Here is a 16064-nt window from a genome sequence, read left to right on the forward strand (position 1 = left end):
ACCGCCCTCACCGCGACCGGCGGCCGGGGTCGAGTTGGCCGGTGCCCCCCGGGCTGGTTGTGCGGCGTCGGGCCGGGTCAGGCCGGTTGGGTGGTGTCGGCGCGGGCCGGACGCGTGGTGGTCTGCCGTGTGGTGTCGGCGGCGACCACCTCCCACGCCTCGACGGCACGTTCGGTGACGGTGGTCGGTGACTCCAGGTGGTAGGCGCCGCTGGGCAGCACACCTGCGCCGCCGTACCGGGCCAGCACCGCGAGCTGGGCGGCGACGTCCTCGCCCTGGTGGTTCGCCGGAACCCGCCGCCAGAACTCGAAGCCGCCCGAGTCGACAAGCGCCGCCCGGTCGTAGAGCACGCAACCGCCGATCCAGGAGATCTTGTACGCCCGCCACGCCCCCGGCGGCAGGCCCACCTCCTGCTGGACGTGCAGCAGGTTCGCGGCCGGGTGGATGGCGGCCCGCTGCCACTGCGGGGTGTCGGGGCGGACCAGTTCCGGCACCACCGGCCCGTCCCACTCCTCGTAGTGCCCGTGCGTCTCGGGGCGGACGTCGTCGGCGTACGACAGGCCGTGCACCGCGTTGCCGACGAACCCGCAGCCCAGTTCCCCGATCGCGGTGACCAGCCGACCGAGGGTGCCCGGTTCGAGCCAGACGTCGTCGTCGAGGCAGAGCACGTACCGGGCCACCGACCGGTCCAGCAGGTACGCCCGGTGTTCGGCCAGCCCGCGCCGGGGCAGTCGCCGGGTCAGCAGCACCGGGTGCTCCCGGTGGCGCAACGCCCGGACCATGGTGGCCGCCGCCGGATGCGCGTACGCCGGGTCGTCGTCGGACTGGTCGCTGACCACCACCCCGAAGTCGGGGACCTCGACCTGGGCGGCCAGCCCGGCCAGGGTGACCGCCAGTTCGGCCGGGCGGTTGCGGGTGGGGATCAGCACGTCGAGCCGACGGGGTCGGCGGAACTCCCCGGGCGTGCCGAGGTCGAGCGGTCGGTTCACGGGGTCCTGCCCAGGCTCTGCGCGGTCGGGGTCGGGGTCGGGTGGGTCGGGGTCGGGGTCGGGTGGGGCGTCGGCTCCGGGCCGGGTGCCGCCGACGGGTCGACGGCGGGTCGTACCGCCCCGGCACGACCGTCGGCGGCGGCCCGGCCGGCGGTGTGGGTGGCCCGGCCGGCGGTGGTCCGGGTGGCCTGGTCGGCGGCGCCCTCGGCGGCCTGGGCGCGGATCCGGTCGATGATCGCCGAGGTGGACCGGTCCGGCACGTAGCCGAGGGTGCGTACCTGACCGCCGAGCCGGCGGACCAGCGACGCCTCCGGGACCATCTCCGGTGGGTAGTCGCCGCCCTTGACGTACACGTCGGGGCGGACCGCCTCGATCAGGCCGACCGGCGAGTCCTCCTGGAAGACCACCACGTGGTCCACGCAGGACAACGCGGCGAGCAGGGTGATCCGGTCCTCGACCGGGTTGACCGGCCGGTCGGCACCCTTGAGCCGGCGGACGCTGGAGTCGGAGTTGACCGCGACCACCAGCAGGTCCCCCAGGGCCCGCGCCTGTTCCAGGTAGCGCACGTGACCGGGGTGCAGCACGTCGAAGCAGCCGTTGGTGAAGACCACCGACCGGCCGGCCCGCCGGTGGTCGGCGACGATCGCGTCCAGCTCGCCGGTGCCGACCAGCGTCGGATGGGCGGTGCCGTCGGGTGCGCCACCGAGCGCGTCGAGCAGGTCCTCCCAACGGCACACACAGGTGCCGGTGTCGGAGACGGTGATGGTGGCGGCGAGCTGGGCCAACTGGGCGGCGGTCGGCAGCGACGCCTCGGCGGCCAGCGCGAGGGTCATCGCCGCCAGGTAGGCGTCCCCCGCGCCGACGGCGTGACTGGCCGGGACGGGCGTGCTGTGGCTGCGCCGGTGTGCGCCGTCCGCGCCGCCGACGATGGCACCCTCGGTGTCCAGGGTCACCGCGACGACGTCCGCGCCGGTGTGCGCGCGCAGCTCGGCCAGCCGCGCCTGCGCCAGTTCGGCCCGGTCGACGCCCTCCCCGACGGTGGCGTTGACGGTCACCCCGGCCCCGGTCACGCTCAACCCGTCGCCGGTCATCGCGACCCGCCCCTCACCGGGGGTCGGTTCGCCGGTCGGGCCGGCCGGTGCCCGGCCGACCCCACCCGGGGCGGTGCCCACGACCAGCTCCGACGGCCCGTCCGTCGGATCGCTCGGCGGGTGGTCCAGGTGCAGGCCGGTGCCGCCGGTACGGGTCGGGGTGGGCGGTGCGCCGAAGCCGGCGGCGGCGCGGGCCAACAGCCGGGTCGCCTCGGCGAAGCTGGGGGTGACCACCGTCGGGTTCAGCCCCCGCCAGTCGGCCAGGTCGTGGGCGTCCAGGGCGACGGTGGCGTACCGGTGCCGGTGGGCGAACAGCCAGGCGCGCACCGGGGCGGGCAGCGCGCCGAGACCGTAGTCGCAGACCACCAGGGTGGGCGCGGCCCCGCCGGCCACCGCCCGCAGCTCCTCGGTGGCGCAGCTCAGGGCGGTGAGCAGCCGGGCGACACCGTCGTCGTCGAGCGGTTCGTCGGGCTCGCCGGAGTCCTCCCGGAGCAGGATCTGGTTGCCGGCCAGCATCCGGCGTTTCACCGGCGTCGGCCGGTGCGGTTCGCCGACCGTACGGTCCCAGACGCCGGCCCGGTCCAGGCAGTCGTGCAGTTCGTCGCCGGCCACGTCCGCCCCGACCGGGGCGACCAGCAGCGCCCTTCCGCCGAGCGTGGCGACGTTGACCGCGGTGTTCGCGGCCCCACCTGCGGCGGTGATGCGTCGACGCAGGGTGAGGATCGGCGCGGGCGCCTCCCGGCACAGCCGCTCCGACTCGGCGAAGCGCCACTCGTCGAGCATGGCGTCGCCGACGACGAGGACGGCCCGGTCCCGCCAGCTCTCCACCACGGTGGCGAGCCGGCGCTGTTCCGCTGCTGCTCCTGCCATGCCCACCGGGGTCCCCCGCGCCGACCAGGCCAAACCCTCTGCCATGCCCGGCGACCAGGGTCACGTTTCGGGCCCTACGCCCCGGGAACCGACCAGAGGTATCCGGAGAGGGGAAAACCGACATGGCAGCCACGACATTGCAGGGCAAGCGGATCGCGTTCCTCGCCACCGACGGCGTGGAGGAGGTCGAGTACGTCCAGCCGCGTGAGGCGGTGGAGAAGGCGGGCGCGACCGCCGAGCTGGTATCGCTCAAGCCCGGCACCATCCAGGCCTTCAACCATCTGGACCAGGGCAAGACGTACGACGTGGCGGTGACGGCGGCCGACGCGGACGCCGACGGCTACGACGCGCTGGTGCTGCCCGGCGGGGTGGCCAACCCGGACTTCCTGCGTACCGACCCGGACGCGGTCCGGTTCGTGCAGGCGTTCTTCGCGGCCGGCAAGCCGGTCGGGGTGATCTGCCACGGCCCGTGGACCCTGGTCGAGGCGGGTGTGGTGGCCGGTCGTCGGATCACCAGCTGGCCGAGCCTGCGTACCGACCTGACCAACGCCGGTGCGACCTGGGTGGACGAGCAGGTGGTGACCGACGGCAACCTGGTCAGCAGCCGAAACCCCGACGACCTCCCGGCGTTCTGCGCCGCGCTCGTCGACCGGTTCGCCGCCTGAGGCGTACCCCCGAGGGGCAGGTGGGTCCCCGGTGGCCCGCGTGCCCGCCTGGGGCGTACCCCCGACGGGCAGGCGGGTCCCCGGTGGCCCGCGTGCCCGTCGGTGCCGGGCGGGCCCGCGGGCAGGTTTCCTCCGGTGGGTAGGCATGTTCGCGGGGGAGCGGGAAAGAAGGCGGGATGACCGCCCAGACCCACGGCAGCCCGGTGCTCCAGGCCCGCCAGCTGCGCCTGTTGATGTTCGGCCTGATGACCGGCATGCTGCTGGCCGCGCTGGACCAGACCATCGTCGGTACGGCGTTGCCCACCATCGTCGGCGAGCTGGGCGGGATCGACCACTACTCGTGGGTGGTCACCGCTTACCTGCTCGCCTCGACCGCCTCCACCCCGCTCTACGGCAAGATGGCCGACCTGTACGGCCGCCGCCCGGTCTTCCTCTTCTCGATCGGCACGTTCCTGCTCGGCTCGCTGCTGGCCGGCCTGTCGCAGGACATGACCCAGCTGATCGTCACCCGGGGCGTGCAGGGCATCGGCGCGGGTGGCCTGATGACGTTGGCGTTCACCATCATCTCGGACGTGGTGTCGCCCCGGGAACGGGGCCGCTACCAGGGGTTGTTCGGCGCGGTCTTCGGCGTCTCCTCGGTGGCCGGGCCGCTGGTCGGCGGCTACTTCGCCGAGACCAACTGGCGGTGGATCTTCTATCTGAACGTGCCGTTGGCGCTGTTGGCGATCGTGGTCTGCTACCACGTGCTGCGGTTGATCCCGTTCGAGCGGCGGGAGCACACCGTCGACTGGTTGGGCGCGGCGCTGCTGGTCGCCGGGGTGAGCGCGTTGCTGCTGGCGCTGAGCTGGGGCGGCAACTCGTACGCCTGGGGTTCGCCGACGATCATCGGGCTGTTCGTGGCGGGTGCGGTGCTCGGGGTGGCGTTCGTGCTCCAGGAGGCCCGGGTCACCGAACCGATCCTGCCGCTGGGGCTGTTCCGCTCGGCGACGTTCGCGCTGGCCAACTCGGCGGGCTTCGTGCTCGGTCTGGTGATGTTCGGATCGATCATCTTCATCCCGCTCTACCTGCAGATCGTCAAGGGCGCCTCGCCCACCCGCAGCGGCCTGCTGATGCTGCCGATGATGGCCGGCATCATCGTCACCTCGATCGTCACCGGCCGGGCGATGAGCCGGATCGGCCGGTACAAGTGGTTCCCGGTGGCCGGTTCGGTGGTGCTGGTCGCCGGGATGCTGCTGTTCACCCGGCTCCAGGTGGACAGCTCGCTCTGGGCGGCGTTCGGCTACATGGTGGTGATCGGCGTCGGGCTGGGCCTGTGCATGCAGTCGCTGATCCTCGGCGTACAAAACGCCGTGGACGTGCGGAACCTCGGCGCGGCGACCTCCTCGGCGACGTTCTTCCGGTCGCTGGGCGGTTCGTTCGGGGTGGCCATCCTGGGCGCGGTGCTCTCCACCCGGCTCGCCAGCGGGCTCGCCGACCGGCTGCCCGGCGCGATCGCCCAACTCCCCGCCGACCAGCAGACGGCGGTCGCGGCCAGCGGCGGCACCAGCATCTCGATCAACGACCCGGCGACCATCCTGGCCCTGCCCGGCCCGGTCCGGGCGGCCATCCAGGCGTCCTTCGTCGAGTCGCTGCACCTGGTGTTCCTGACCACCGGCCTGATCGCCCTGGTGGCCGTGCTGGTCACCCTGGCCCTGCCGAACGACCAGCTCCGGGGTGCCGGCCCGCAGGGCGCCACCGGCGGCGTCGACCCCCTCGGCGGCAAGGCCCCCGCCCCCGGCGGCAAGCCCCTGACCAAGGAGTCCAAGGACGAAGCCGCCGCCGACCTCAACGCCAAATCCCAAACCATGCTCTAACCCCGCCCCACCCCATCCCGCGCCCCGCCCACCCCCCGCCCCGCCCACCCCCCGCCCACCCCGCCCCCGCCCCGGTGATCAAGAAGTTTGCGTCAGAAATCGCGCGGATGTTGACGTAAACCTCTTGATCACCGGGGCGGGAATGGGGGTGAAGTGGGCTAAGCGGGTGCAGGTGGAGAGGCTGCTCTCGGCGAGGGCGGGGCGGGGGCCGGGAGGGTGAGGGTGGGGGGCTATTTGAGGATGAGGCGGTTGGTTTGGTCGAAGACGGTCAGGTCGGCGAGGGTTTCCGGGACCGAGAGGGAGAGCGGGGCGGGGAACTCGTGCGGGTGCAGGAAGGCGGCGTCGGTGGTCTCGTCGGTGACGCGGGTGAGTTCGCCGTCCCAGTCGTCGACCCGGAACGCGGTGGTGAAGATCTGGTAGGTGTGGCCGTACATGTTGGTGTGGGTGCGGTCGGGGCCGGTGTAGAGGGCGAAGGCGCTGACCCGCAGGGCGCGCAGGCCGGTCTCCTCGCGGACTTCGCGGACCGCGCAGTCGGCGATCGACTCGCCGAGTTCCATCGCGCCCGCCGGCAGCGCCCACTGGCCGTTGTCCGAGCGGCGGATCAGCAGCACCCGGCCGGCGTTGTCGCGTACCACGGCCCGCGCGCCGACGAACATCAGCGTCCGATCGCCGGCCAGGGCGCGTAGCTGTCCCACGTACGAGTCGGCCCAGGAGATACTCACCCGGACAATCTACGCACCATCCGGGGAGGGGTTCGGCGTTCCGGGGGTTCCCAAGGTGTGACCGGCGACACTAGCTTGTCACCCATGCGTAGCACGATGATGGACGCCCCGCTCCAGGTCGCCCGGATCCTCGAACACGGTGCGACGGTGCACGGCACGGCCGAGGTGGTCACCTGGACGGGTGCCGAGCCGCGCCGGATGTCGTACGCCGAGGTGGGTCGCGCGGCGGCCCGGCTGGCCCACGCGCTGCGCGACGAGTGCGGGGTGACCGGCGACGAACGGGTCGCCACCTTCATGTGGAACAACAACGAGCACCTGGTGGCGTACTTCGCGGTGCCGAGCATGGGGGCGGTGCTGCACACGCTCAACCTGCGGCTCTTTCCCGACCAGGTCGCCTACATCGCCAACCACGCGCAGGACCGGGTGGTGCTCGTCGACTCGACGCTGATCCCGCTGCTGGCCCGGGTGCTCGGCGAGTTGACCACGGTGCGGCACGTGGTGGTGGTCGGCGGGGGCGATCCCGGGCCGTTGCGGGCGGTCGCCGGGGACCGGGTCACCTTCCACCGGTGGGACGACCTGCTGGCCGGCCGGCCCGAGCACTTCGACTGGCCGGAGGTGGACGAGCGGGACGCCGCCGCGCTCTGTTACACCTCCGGCACCACCGGCAATCCCAAGGGCGTCGCCTACTCGCACCGGTCGATCTATCTGCACTCGTTGCAGGTGTGCCTGCCGGAGGGGTTCGGGCTGGGTCCGGGGGACCGGGAGTTGGCCATCGTGCCGATGTTCCACGCGATGTCGTGGGGGTTGCCGTACGCGGCGTTCCTCTCCGGCGCGTCGCTGGTCATGCCGGACCGCTTCCTCCAGGCCGCGCCGATCGCCGAGATGATCGCCGCCGAGCGGCCCACCCTGGCCGGCGCGGTGCCGACCATCTGGAACGACCTGCTGGCCCACCTGGACGCCCACGACGTGGACACCTCGTCGCTCAAGGAGGTGATCGTCGGCGGTTCGGCGTGCCCGCCGGCGTTGATGCACGCGTTCGCCGAGCGGCACGGCATCGACGTGATCCACGCCTGGGGGATGACCGAGATGTCCCCGCTGGGGTCGGTGTCCCGGGCCCCGGCCGGGGCGACCGGGGACGACGCCTGGCAGTACCGCTACACGCAGGGCCGGATTCCGGCCGGGGTGGCGGCCCGGATCGTCGACCCGCTGGGTGAGCCGTTGCCCGCCGACGGGACGTCCGTGGGGGAGTTGGAGGTGCGCGGCCCGTGGGTGACCGCGCGGTACGTCGGCGAGGACGCCCCCGACCCGGAGAAGTTCCACGACGGCTGGCTGCGTACGGGGGATGTCGGGATGCTCTCGCCGGACGGGTTCCTCACCCTCACCGACCGGGCGAAGGACGTGATCAAGTCGGGTGGGGAGTGGATCTCCTCGGTGGAGTTGGAGAATGCCCTGATGGCCCACCCGGACGTGCAGGAGGCCTGTGTGGTGGGGGTGCCGGACCAGCGGTGGGGTGAGCGTCCACTGGCCACGGTGGTGGTGCGGGAGGGCGCGTCGACCGGTGTGGAGCAGCTCCGTGCGTTTCTCGCCGGCTCGGTGGCACACTGGCAGGTGCCGGAACGTTGGGCGGTCATCGACGCGGTGCCCAAGACTAGTGTCGGCAAGTTCGACAAGAAGGTGGTGCGTGCGCGGTACGCCGACGGCGACCTGGAGGTGCGGGAGCTGGCGGGGCCGTAACACTTTTCGGCGACTCGTCGCCGATGGGGTAGGGACGTCACTCCTGAAACATCCCTCCCCAGGGGCGGCCCCGGCGTTCGCACCGCGCCGGGGCCGCCCTTCCTCGCGGGCGACCCGCTATGTCATTGTTGCGAAACTTCCTCGCGTCTGTCCGGGTTATTGCGAACTGTCCTCGGAACTACTGCCCGGCGGTGTCGATCAGCACCTTCCCCACCACCGCGTCCTCCACCGCCTGGTGTGCGTCGGCGGCCTGCGCCAACGGAAAACGGTGCAGCGGCAGGCCGGCCGCCTCACCCACCCGCACCGCCCCCTGGGCGACGGCCGCCGCCACGTCGGTGACCGCGTGCGCCTTGGCCGCCTTCGGGGCCGTGTAGACCAGCACGAACTGCCAGCGGGCGTTGGGCGCCATCAGCGGCCGGATCGGCAGGGTCAGCTCACCCCCACCGTCGTCGGCGTAGACGCAGACCACCCCGCCGGTACGCAGCAGCTGCACGTCGACGGCGGCGTTGCGGGCGGCCGAGACCTCGACGATCGTGTGCACCCCGTCGGGGGCGATCTTGCGGACCTCCTCGACCACGTCCTGCTCCCGGTAGTTGACCACGAAGGAGGCTCCGGCCGCCGCCGCCAACTGCGCCTTCTCCGGGCTGCTCACCGTCGCGACGACGCAGGCGTCGGCCCAGCGGGCCAACTGGATCGCCGCGTTGCCGACCGCACCCGCCCCACCCTGCACCAGCACCACGTGGTCGCTGAGTGCCCCGGCGTGCAGGGTGTCCGGCACGTACTCCCCGACGGTCAGGCAGCGGTGCGCGGTGAGGAACGGGATGCCCAGGCAGGCGCCCAGGTCGAACGAGGCGTCCCCGAGCGGCACCACCTGCCGGACCGGCACCACCGTGTATTCGGCGGCGGTGCCCCAGGGTCGCTGCCAGGCGGCCTCCCAGAGCCACACCCGTTCACCGGTGAGGGCCCGGTCGACCCCCGCGCCGACCGCCTCCACCACCCCCGCGCCGTCCTGCCCCGGGGTCTGCCAGCCGACCGGCAACGGCTGCTGCCGCCGGCTCTTCCAGTCGGTCGGGTTCACCCCGGCCACCGCCACCCGGACCAGCACCTCTCCCGGGCCCGGTTCGGGCACCGGCCGGTCGACCAACCGGAGCACCGACGGGTCACCGGTGCGCTCGTACACGATCGTCTGCATCGCCGTCTCCTCAGGCCGCCGGTTTGAGCACCACCTTCGAGTAGCCCGCCTCGCGACGGTCGAAACGTTGGTACGCGTCCGGTGCCGCGTCCAGCGGCAACTCCTTGCTCACCACGAAGCTCGGGGTGGCCCGCCCCGCCATGATCAGGTTCCGCAGGTACTCGTTGTAGGTCTTGACGTTGGCCTGCCCGGTGCCCATCCGCAGGCCCTTCTCGAAGAGCTTGCCCATCTTGAACAGCAGCTCGCCCTTGCCGGAGTGCTCGTCCGGCGCACCCGGGTCGTTGGCCAGATAAAGCCCGACCACGCCGATCGCGCCGGTCGCCCGGACCACCTCGACCAGGCTGTTCAGCACCGATGCCGGCTGCTCCGTGCCACCCTCGCCGGTGGCCTGGTAGCCGACCGCGTCCACCCCGTGGTCGGTGCCCACCCCGTCGGTCCGGTCGAGGATCTGCGCCACCGGGTCCCCGGCCGAGAAGTCGATCGGGGTCGCCCCGATCGACTCGGCCAGCCGCAGCCGGTCCGGCACCCGGTCCACCAGGAACACCTCGGCGGCACCCATCAGGACCGCCGAGTACGCGGCCATCAGCCCGACCGGCCCGCCACCCATCACGGTGATCCGCTCGCCGGGCCGCAGCCCGGTCATCGCCACCCCGTGGTAGCCGGTGGGGAAGATGTCGGCGAGCATCGCGTAGTCGTTCTCGTGCTCGGTGCCGGGTGGCAGCTTCAGACAGTTGAAGTCGGCGAACGGCACCCGCAGGTACTCCGCCTGACCACCCCGGTACGGCCCCATCGCCACATAGCCGTACGCGCCACCGGCGAAGCCGGGGTTGACGGTGAGGCAGAAGCCGGTCTTCTGTTCCCGGCAGTTGCGGCAGAACCCGCACCCCACGTTGAACGGCATCGACACCCGGTCGCCGACCTTGATCCCGCGTACCCCGGTGCCGGCCTCGACCACCGTGCCCATGTTCTCGTGGCCGAAGACGATGCCCGGTTCGGCGAGCGTGCGCCCCTCGTACATGTGCAGGTCCGAACCGCAGATCGCGGTCGTGGTGATCTGCACGACCACGTCGTCGGGGTGCTCGATGCGCGGGTCCTCGACCTCGTTGACGGCCACCTCGTGCGGCCCCTGGTAAACCACAGCTCTCATGGTCCCGACGCTAAGCGGACCGGCCGGGTCGCGGGGGCGGTTCAGCCGAGCTGGTCAACCACCTCGGGGGTGAGATCGTGCACCGAGGAGAGCACCACGGCGGCCAGCTCCGCCGCGTCCGGGTCCAGCGGGTACGACCCGTGCGGCACCGCGATCACCCGCATCCCGGCGGCGGCGGCCGAGCGGACCCCGTTGGAGGAGTCCTCCACGGCGGCGCACCGGGCCGGGTCGACCCCGAGCTGTTCGGCGACGGCGAGATAGACGTCGGGTGCGGGCTTGCCCCGGGCGGTCCGCTCGGTCGACAGGGTCACCCGGAACTCGGCGGTGAGGTCCGCGGCGGTCAGCGCCGCGGCGATCAGCCGGGTCGGCGAGGAACTGGCCAACCCCAGCGGCCACCGCGCGGCCAGCCGGCGCACCACCAGGTCGGCGTCGTCGATCAGCGGTACGCGCACCGCGTACCGCCGGGCCATCTCCTCGACCACGTCCACGGCGACCTGCTCGGCGCTGCGGTCGACGCCCAGCTCACCGCTGAGGTATTCGGCCCACTCGCCGGTGCTCATCCCCATCAGCCGCCGCTGGGTGTCGGGCTGCCAGGTGCCGCCCCGCGCCGCCACGTACGCCCGGCGCACCTCCTCCCAGACCGGCTCCGAGTCCACGATCACGCCGTCCAGGTCGAACACCACCGCATCCACCGTCACCCCGCCATCCTCCCCGACCCCGCCCGCCGGTCTCGTGGTGGCCCCTGGTGGGGTCAGCCCTGCTCGTCCTCGTCCGCTGGCGGCTTGGGGCGGCGGTAGTCCCTGATGTACGCCTCGACTTCTGACCGCAGCCACACAGAGCCGCCTTGCAGCGTCTGGAACGGGCGCGGGAACTTCGGGTGAGCGGTGATCTGGCGCAGCCGGGAGCGGCCCACGCCGAGCATGGTCAACATCTCTGCTGGGCCGACGAGCGGCCCTGGCACCTCTGGCTCACCCATGCGTTTGCTCAACTTTGATCATCCTCGTCCGATGGCGGCCTGGGGCGGCGGTGTTCCCTGATCCATTCCTCGACATCCTCGGTCAGCCACACCTTCATGCCTCGCAGCTCCCGGTAGGGCCTCGGGAAGGTGGGCCGGTTCGCGATCTGCTGAACCGCGACCGGGAGACACCCAGGCGTTGGGCGATTTCGTAGGGCCCCATCAGGTCGCCCGGCCCTCGGTCCATGTCCCGAACGTATGCCCTGATGGGTTCAGTCCTCGTCGGCGGGGCTGGGGCGGTTCGTGGCGATCCAGGCCCGCACGGCCTTGCCATCCCAGACGCGGCCCATCTTCAAGGTGACGAAGGGGTCGGGGAATCCCTTGCGGCCCACGATGATCGTGGCGCGCTGCTTGCTGATCCCGCCGAGCAGGTCGCGGATCTCATCCAACCCGAGCAACTCCACAGCCTGACGCTATGGTCTGGCGGACTTGCATAAGGCGGTAGCGGGAAAGGCAATGCCCTTGGGGGTTGCCCTCGTACAACATCGTGTGATGTGGTGGACCGATGACAAGCCACGGACCTGTTCTGCCTGTCTGGACATGCGCCGGGTGTGAATCGCCCTGGCCATGTCCCACCCGCCGCCGGGAGTTGATCGCGGAGTACGACCGCGCTCCGGTGTTCCTCGCCGTCTACATGAGCGCGCATCTGGTGTCCGCCATGCAGGACATGGGCTGGGCTCCGGCCGGCGCTCTCCACCGCAGATTCCTCGGTTGGCTGCCCAGGCCCAACCGGTCGGCCGGCCGACTCGTGATCAACCAGAGGCCCTGGCCGGGCGGTGGGTCGTGACCGAGCAGGTGGGGGACCTGCGATGACCACACTCCGAGCGGGTGACCTGATCGAGGTGACCCAGGCCGCCAGCGTGCAGTTCGGCAAGCCCATCCGGTGCCGGGTCATCCGGGTGCTGGACTGGATCACCTACGACGGCTGGTGCTGGCTCGACGTCTACCAACTGGACGACAAGGGCGACGCGGTGGCCCGACGGTCGATCTTCGTACAGCCGGCGGGGCTGGTCGTCCACCGCCGGACCGCCCCCGTGCCGGTCGGGCGACAGCGGCGGTCCGGATCGAAGGTGAGGCCCTGAACGGGCGGGCGGGTCACCGGTAGGCGGTGGCCTGGGTGGCGTAGAGGGCGGCGTACAACCCGTCGAGGCGGATCAACTCGTCGTGGGTGCCCATCTCGCGTACCCCGCCGTCGCCGATCACGATGATCAGGTCGGCGCTGCGGACGGTGGAGAGCCGGTGCGACACGAACACCGTCACCCCGCCGCTGTCGGCGGCGACCCGGGCCGCGCCGTCGGTGAACCGGGCGAACAGCCGGTGCTCGGCCTCGGCGTCCAACGCCGACGCCGGCTCGTCCAGCACCATCAGCAGCGGGGCGTCGCGCATCATCGCCCGGCCCAGCGCGAGCTGCTGCCACTGCCCGCCGGAGGCGTCCACCCCACCGTCGGCGTGACTACGACCCAGCCGGGTGTCCAACCCGTAGGGCAGCCGGTCGACGACGCCGCTGTGCGCGCGGGCCAGGCCGGTGCGTACCGCGTCGTCGTCGGTGGCCCGGGGCAGGTCGCCGATGCCCACGGCCAGCCGGGCGGTCAGCTCCGGGCGGGCGTAGTCCTGGAACGCGGCCGTGGTCCGCTCCCGCCAGGCGGCGAGGTCGATGTGGCGCAGGTCGACGCCGTCGATCAGGATCGCCCCCCGGTCGGGCTCGTAGAACCGGTTGAGCAGCTTGACCAGCGTGGTCTTGCCCGCGCCGTTCTCGCCGACGATCGCCACCGTGCTGCCGGCGGGCAGCAGCAGGTCCACGTCGCGCAGCACCGGCCCGTCCGCGCCGGGATAGCCGAAGGTGACCCCGCGCAGGCGGATGCCCTCCAGCAGCCGCTCGGGCGGGCGCAGCGGGGTGACCGGCGCACCGGGCGGCGGGACCGGCTGCGGCACCAGCTCCCGCACCTCGTCGAGCCGGCGCAGCGACCGGCCGCTGCGCACCAGCTGCTGCGTGATCGTCACCGCACCGGCCACCTGCTGGTTGAGCTGCGAGGCGAGCAGGATGGCCAGCACCACGTCGCCGACGTCCGCGTGGCCCCGGATCGCGTCGCCGACGACCAGGACCAGCGCGGCGACGTAGCCGAGGCCGAACACGGCCTGCCCGGCCGCACGCCACCACCCGGCGGTCAGCTCGCCCCGCCAGATCCGGGCGGTGGCCCGCTGCCAGTGCTCGGCGTAACGCTGTTGCAGGTGCTCGACCAGGCCCAGCAGCCGCAGCTCCTTGGCCGAGGCCGCGTCGGTGGTCAGCTCGAACAGGTGCCGGGCCTGCCGGGTGTCGACGATGCTCTCCTCGCGGGCCCGGTCGGCGGCGGCCTGCGCCCACCGGCCCGCCAGCACCGGCAGGGCGGCCAGCAGCGGCAACGCCACCAGCGCCGGGTGGACCAGGGTGAGCAGCACGGTGGTCAGCAACAGGCTGACCGCCAGCGAACCGCCGGTCAGCAGCGCCTGCAACCCCTCGCCGATGCGCTGCAACTCGTCCTGGGCCAGGGCCATCCGGTCGGCGCTGTCGGGCCGCTCGTGGTGGTCGAGGTACGGCGTGCCGTTGCTGATCTCGACGAGCTGCTCGTCGGTGCTGAGCACGTTGAGTTCGGACACCTCGAAGTACGCGATGTGCGCGAAGTGGGCGCAGGTCAGCGCCGCGATCGCCGCCACCGCGACGGCCAGGCCCGACCAGGCGGCCGTCCCGGCGTCACCCGCCGCCGCCGCGTTGGTGAGGTGTTTCAGCGCCACCGCCGCCGCCGGGACCGCGACCGCGTTGCCCGCCATCAGCGCCAACGCCACGGTCATCTTGCGGCGGTCCTGCCGCCACGACAACCGCATCAACCCGCTGATCGACCTCATCATCGGCTCACCTCACCACCTCGGTCTGCGGGCCGCTGTCGGCGTCGTCGGCGTCGTCGGCGAAACGTTCCGCCTGGAGGGTGAACATGGCGGCGTACCGGCCACCCGCCGCCATCAGCTCGTCGTGGCTGCCCTGCTCGACGACCTTGCCCTGGTCGAGCAGGACGATCCGGTCGGCCAACCGGACGCTGGACAGCCGGTGCGAGATGAGGATCGTCGTCCGGCCCCGGGTCAGCTCGGCGAACCGGGCGAAGAACTCGGCTTCGGCGCGGACGTCCAACGCCGCCGTGGGCTCGTCGAGCACGAGCACGGTGCTGCCGTGGTAGAGCGCGAACAGGGCACGTGCGATGGCGATCCGCTGCCACTGCCCGCCGGACAGGTCCAGACCACCCTCGTAGGCCCGCGACAACACCGTGTCCAGGCCGTTCGGCAACGCGTCGAGGGTGTCGAGCAGCCCCGCCGCCTGCGCCGCGCGGCGTACCCCGGCCCGGTCGTCGAGGTGCTCGACGGCACCGAAGCCGATGTTGGCGGCGGCGGAGAGCTCGTAGCGCACGAAGTCCTGGAACACCACGGCGATCCGACGTTGCCAGTCCCGCGCCGGCAGGTCGGCGATGTCGGCGCCGTCGGCGCGCACCGTGCCGGCGTCGGGCGAATACAGCCGGGCCAGGAGCTTCACCAGGGTGGTCTTGCCCGCCCCGTTCGCCCCCACCAGGGCGGTGCACTGCCCGGCGGGGATGTGCAGATCCAGGTCGTCGAGCACCGGCCGGGCCGCACCGGGGTAGCCGAAACGTACCCCGGTGAAGTCGATCGCCGGGGCGGTGGTGGCGGGCGGCCCGGCCCGGCCGGTGTCGGGTGGCTCGGCATAGCGGGCCATGGCCCGCTCGAACGCCGTGACGGCGGTCTCGGCGTTCATGCCGTACTGGGTCTGGGTGTCGGAGTCGGGATAGAACTCGCCCAGCCGGATCAGCGCCATCACCGCCTGCAACACCAACGCCAGCCCGGCCAGGTCGACCGCCCCGTCGGCGGCGCGTACCCCGGCCAGCGCCAGCACGGCGGCCACGCCGACCAACCCGACGGCCGTGTAGAGCAGGTAGGGCCGCAGGTAGATGCGCCGCCGCTCGGCCCACACCGGGGCCAGGACCCGACGGTAGACCTGCCGGTAGCGCTCCGTCAGCCAACCGGTCAGGCCGAAGACACGCAGCTCCTTCGCGGCGGCCGGACCCATCGCCAGCCCACGCAGGTAACGGCTCTCCCGGCGCAGCGCCGCCACGTCACGGATGACCCGGGCGTAGCGGCGCAACCCACCCCGCTGGCCGTGCCGGAACAACAGCACCACCACCAGCATCGCCAGCGCCGCCCACGGGCCCAGCACCACCGCGACCACCACCGTGAACCCGACGACCTGGGTGTACGGCCCGACCAGCGCGATCAGCCCGGCGTACGCCGCGCCGGGGGTGCGGAACGCGAACCGCAGCTCGTGCCCGGCCTCACCCAACTCGTCCAGGACCGCCGGGTCCTCCAGCGGGGTGATCTCCCGGGTCGACAGCGACGCGGCGATGAGCCGCCGGTACATGTGCCCGTCGACCCGTCGACCGAGCTGCTCGGCGACGGCCTTCTGCGCCGCCTCGGCCAGTTGCAGCGCGATCAACGCCGCCCCGGCCGCGGCCAGCGGCCACCACACCTCGGCCTGCGCGGTGGTGCCGGCCAGCACCGGGCCGATCCGCCCCACGGTGACGCTGACGGCGATCGCGAACACGACCGGCAGCACCCCCCGGGACACGCTGAGCGCGAGCGCGACGGCACTCCAGCCGGGCCCGGCGGCGGGGAACTGCCGGGCGATGCGCAGCCGGGCCGCTGCGGCCTCGCGCCACTGCTGACCGGTGCCGGTGGTGGAGGTGGTCATCGG

General features: G+C 72.5%; 13 protein-coding genes and 1 pseudogene. 4 read left to right on the forward strand and 10 right to left on the reverse strand.

The annotated features are described in order from the left end of the window. Nucleotides 1-77: 77 nt before the first annotated feature. Complete coding sequence (locus JQN83_RS03850; protein ID WP_208565587.1) at nucleotides 78-989, reverse strand: glycosyltransferase family 2 protein; 912 nt, start codon at nucleotides 987-989, stop codon at nucleotides 78-80. Nucleotides 990-1195: 206 nt separating this feature from the next. Further along, a pseudogene (rfaE2, locus tag JQN83_RS03855) lies at nucleotides 1196-2950 on the reverse strand (D-glycero-beta-D-manno-heptose 1-phosphate adenylyltransferase); the annotation flags it as partial. A 122-nt stretch (nucleotides 2951-3072) separates the two neighbouring features. Here rfaE2 and JQN83_RS03860 point away from each other — a divergent pair. Further along, complete coding sequence (locus tag JQN83_RS03860; protein ID WP_208565588.1) at nucleotides 3073-3615, forward strand: type 1 glutamine amidotransferase domain-containing protein; 543 nt, start codon at nucleotides 3073-3075, stop codon at nucleotides 3613-3615. Between the two features lie 176 nt (nucleotides 3616-3791). Continuing rightward, nucleotides 3792-5468 (forward strand): MDR family MFS transporter, encoded by a 1677-nt coding sequence (locus JQN83_RS03865; RefSeq protein ID WP_208565589.1) that lies wholly within the window; start codon nucleotides 3792-3794, stop codon nucleotides 5466-5468. 230 nt (nucleotides 5469-5698) lie between these two features. On the opposite strand, the gene JQN83_RS03870 is transcribed toward JQN83_RS03865, so the two are convergent. After that, nucleotides 5699-6190 carry an NUDIX domain-containing protein gene (locus tag JQN83_RS03870; RefSeq protein ID WP_208565590.1) on the reverse strand — a complete coding sequence of 164 codons (492 nt, stop codon included), beginning with the start codon at nucleotides 6188-6190 and terminating at the stop codon, nucleotides 5699-5701. A 99-nt stretch (nucleotides 6191-6289) separates the two neighbouring features. Between JQN83_RS03870 and JQN83_RS03875 the strand changes: the two genes are divergently transcribed. After that, nucleotides 6290-7924 (forward strand): fatty acid--CoA ligase, encoded by a 1635-nt coding sequence (locus JQN83_RS03875; RefSeq protein WP_208565841.1) that lies wholly within the window; start codon nucleotides 6290-6292, stop codon nucleotides 7922-7924. Nucleotides 7925-8102: 178 nt separating this feature from the next. Here the strand turns inward: JQN83_RS03875 and JQN83_RS03880 are convergent, their stop codons facing one another. From JQN83_RS03880 to JQN83_RS03900, 5 genes are all read right to left on the reverse strand, one after another. Further along, nucleotides 8103-9116: an NADPH:quinone reductase gene (locus JQN83_RS03880; protein ID WP_208565591.1), complete on the reverse strand. Its 1014-nt coding sequence runs from the start codon at nucleotides 9114-9116 to the stop codon at nucleotides 8103-8105. 10 nt (nucleotides 9117-9126) lie between these two features. After that, the gene (locus JQN83_RS03885) at nucleotides 9127-10263 is read right to left on the reverse strand and encodes a glutathione-independent formaldehyde dehydrogenase (RefSeq protein ID WP_208565592.1); all 1137 of its coding nucleotides are present in this window, start codon (nucleotides 10261-10263) and stop codon (nucleotides 9127-9129) included. Nucleotides 10264-10304: 41 nt separating this feature from the next. After that, nucleotides 10305-10961 (reverse strand): HAD family hydrolase, encoded by a 657-nt coding sequence (locus JQN83_RS03890; RefSeq protein ID WP_208565593.1) that lies wholly within the window; start codon nucleotides 10959-10961, stop codon nucleotides 10305-10307. 53 nt (nucleotides 10962-11014) lie between these two features. Continuing rightward, the gene (locus tag JQN83_RS03895; protein WP_244251579.1) at nucleotides 11015-11251 is read right to left on the reverse strand and encodes a helix-turn-helix transcriptional regulator; all 237 of its coding nucleotides are present in this window, start codon (nucleotides 11249-11251) and stop codon (nucleotides 11015-11017) included. Nucleotides 11252-11490: 239 nt separating this feature from the next. After that, nucleotides 11491-11682, reverse strand: a complete 192-nt coding sequence (locus JQN83_RS03900; RefSeq protein WP_091244640.1) for a hypothetical protein — start codon at nucleotides 11680-11682, stop codon at nucleotides 11491-11493. A gap of 405 nt (nucleotides 11683-12087) precedes the next feature. Here JQN83_RS03900 and JQN83_RS03905 point away from each other — a divergent pair, with 405 nt between their 5' ends. Then, nucleotides 12088-12360, forward strand: coding sequence for a hypothetical protein (locus JQN83_RS03905; protein WP_208565594.1), 273 nt, complete (start codon nucleotides 12088-12090; stop codon nucleotides 12358-12360). Between the two features lie 13 nt (nucleotides 12361-12373). On the opposite strand, the gene JQN83_RS03910 is transcribed toward JQN83_RS03905, so the two are convergent. Beyond that, nucleotides 12374-14161: an ABC transporter ATP-binding protein gene (locus tag JQN83_RS03910; RefSeq protein WP_208565595.1), complete on the reverse strand. Its 1788-nt coding sequence runs from the start codon at nucleotides 14159-14161 to the stop codon at nucleotides 12374-12376. A 4-nt stretch (nucleotides 14162-14165) separates the two neighbouring features. After that, on the reverse strand, nucleotides 14166-16061 hold the full coding sequence (locus tag JQN83_RS03915) for an ABC transporter ATP-binding protein (RefSeq protein WP_208565596.1): 1896 nt from the start codon (nucleotides 16059-16061) through the stop codon (nucleotides 14166-14168). Nucleotides 16062-16064 lie beyond the last annotated feature (3 nt).

This window comes from Micromonospora antibiotica (assembly GCF_017599305.1).
Taxonomy (GTDB): Bacteria; Actinomycetota; Actinomycetes; order Mycobacteriales; family Micromonosporaceae; genus Micromonospora; species Micromonospora antibiotica.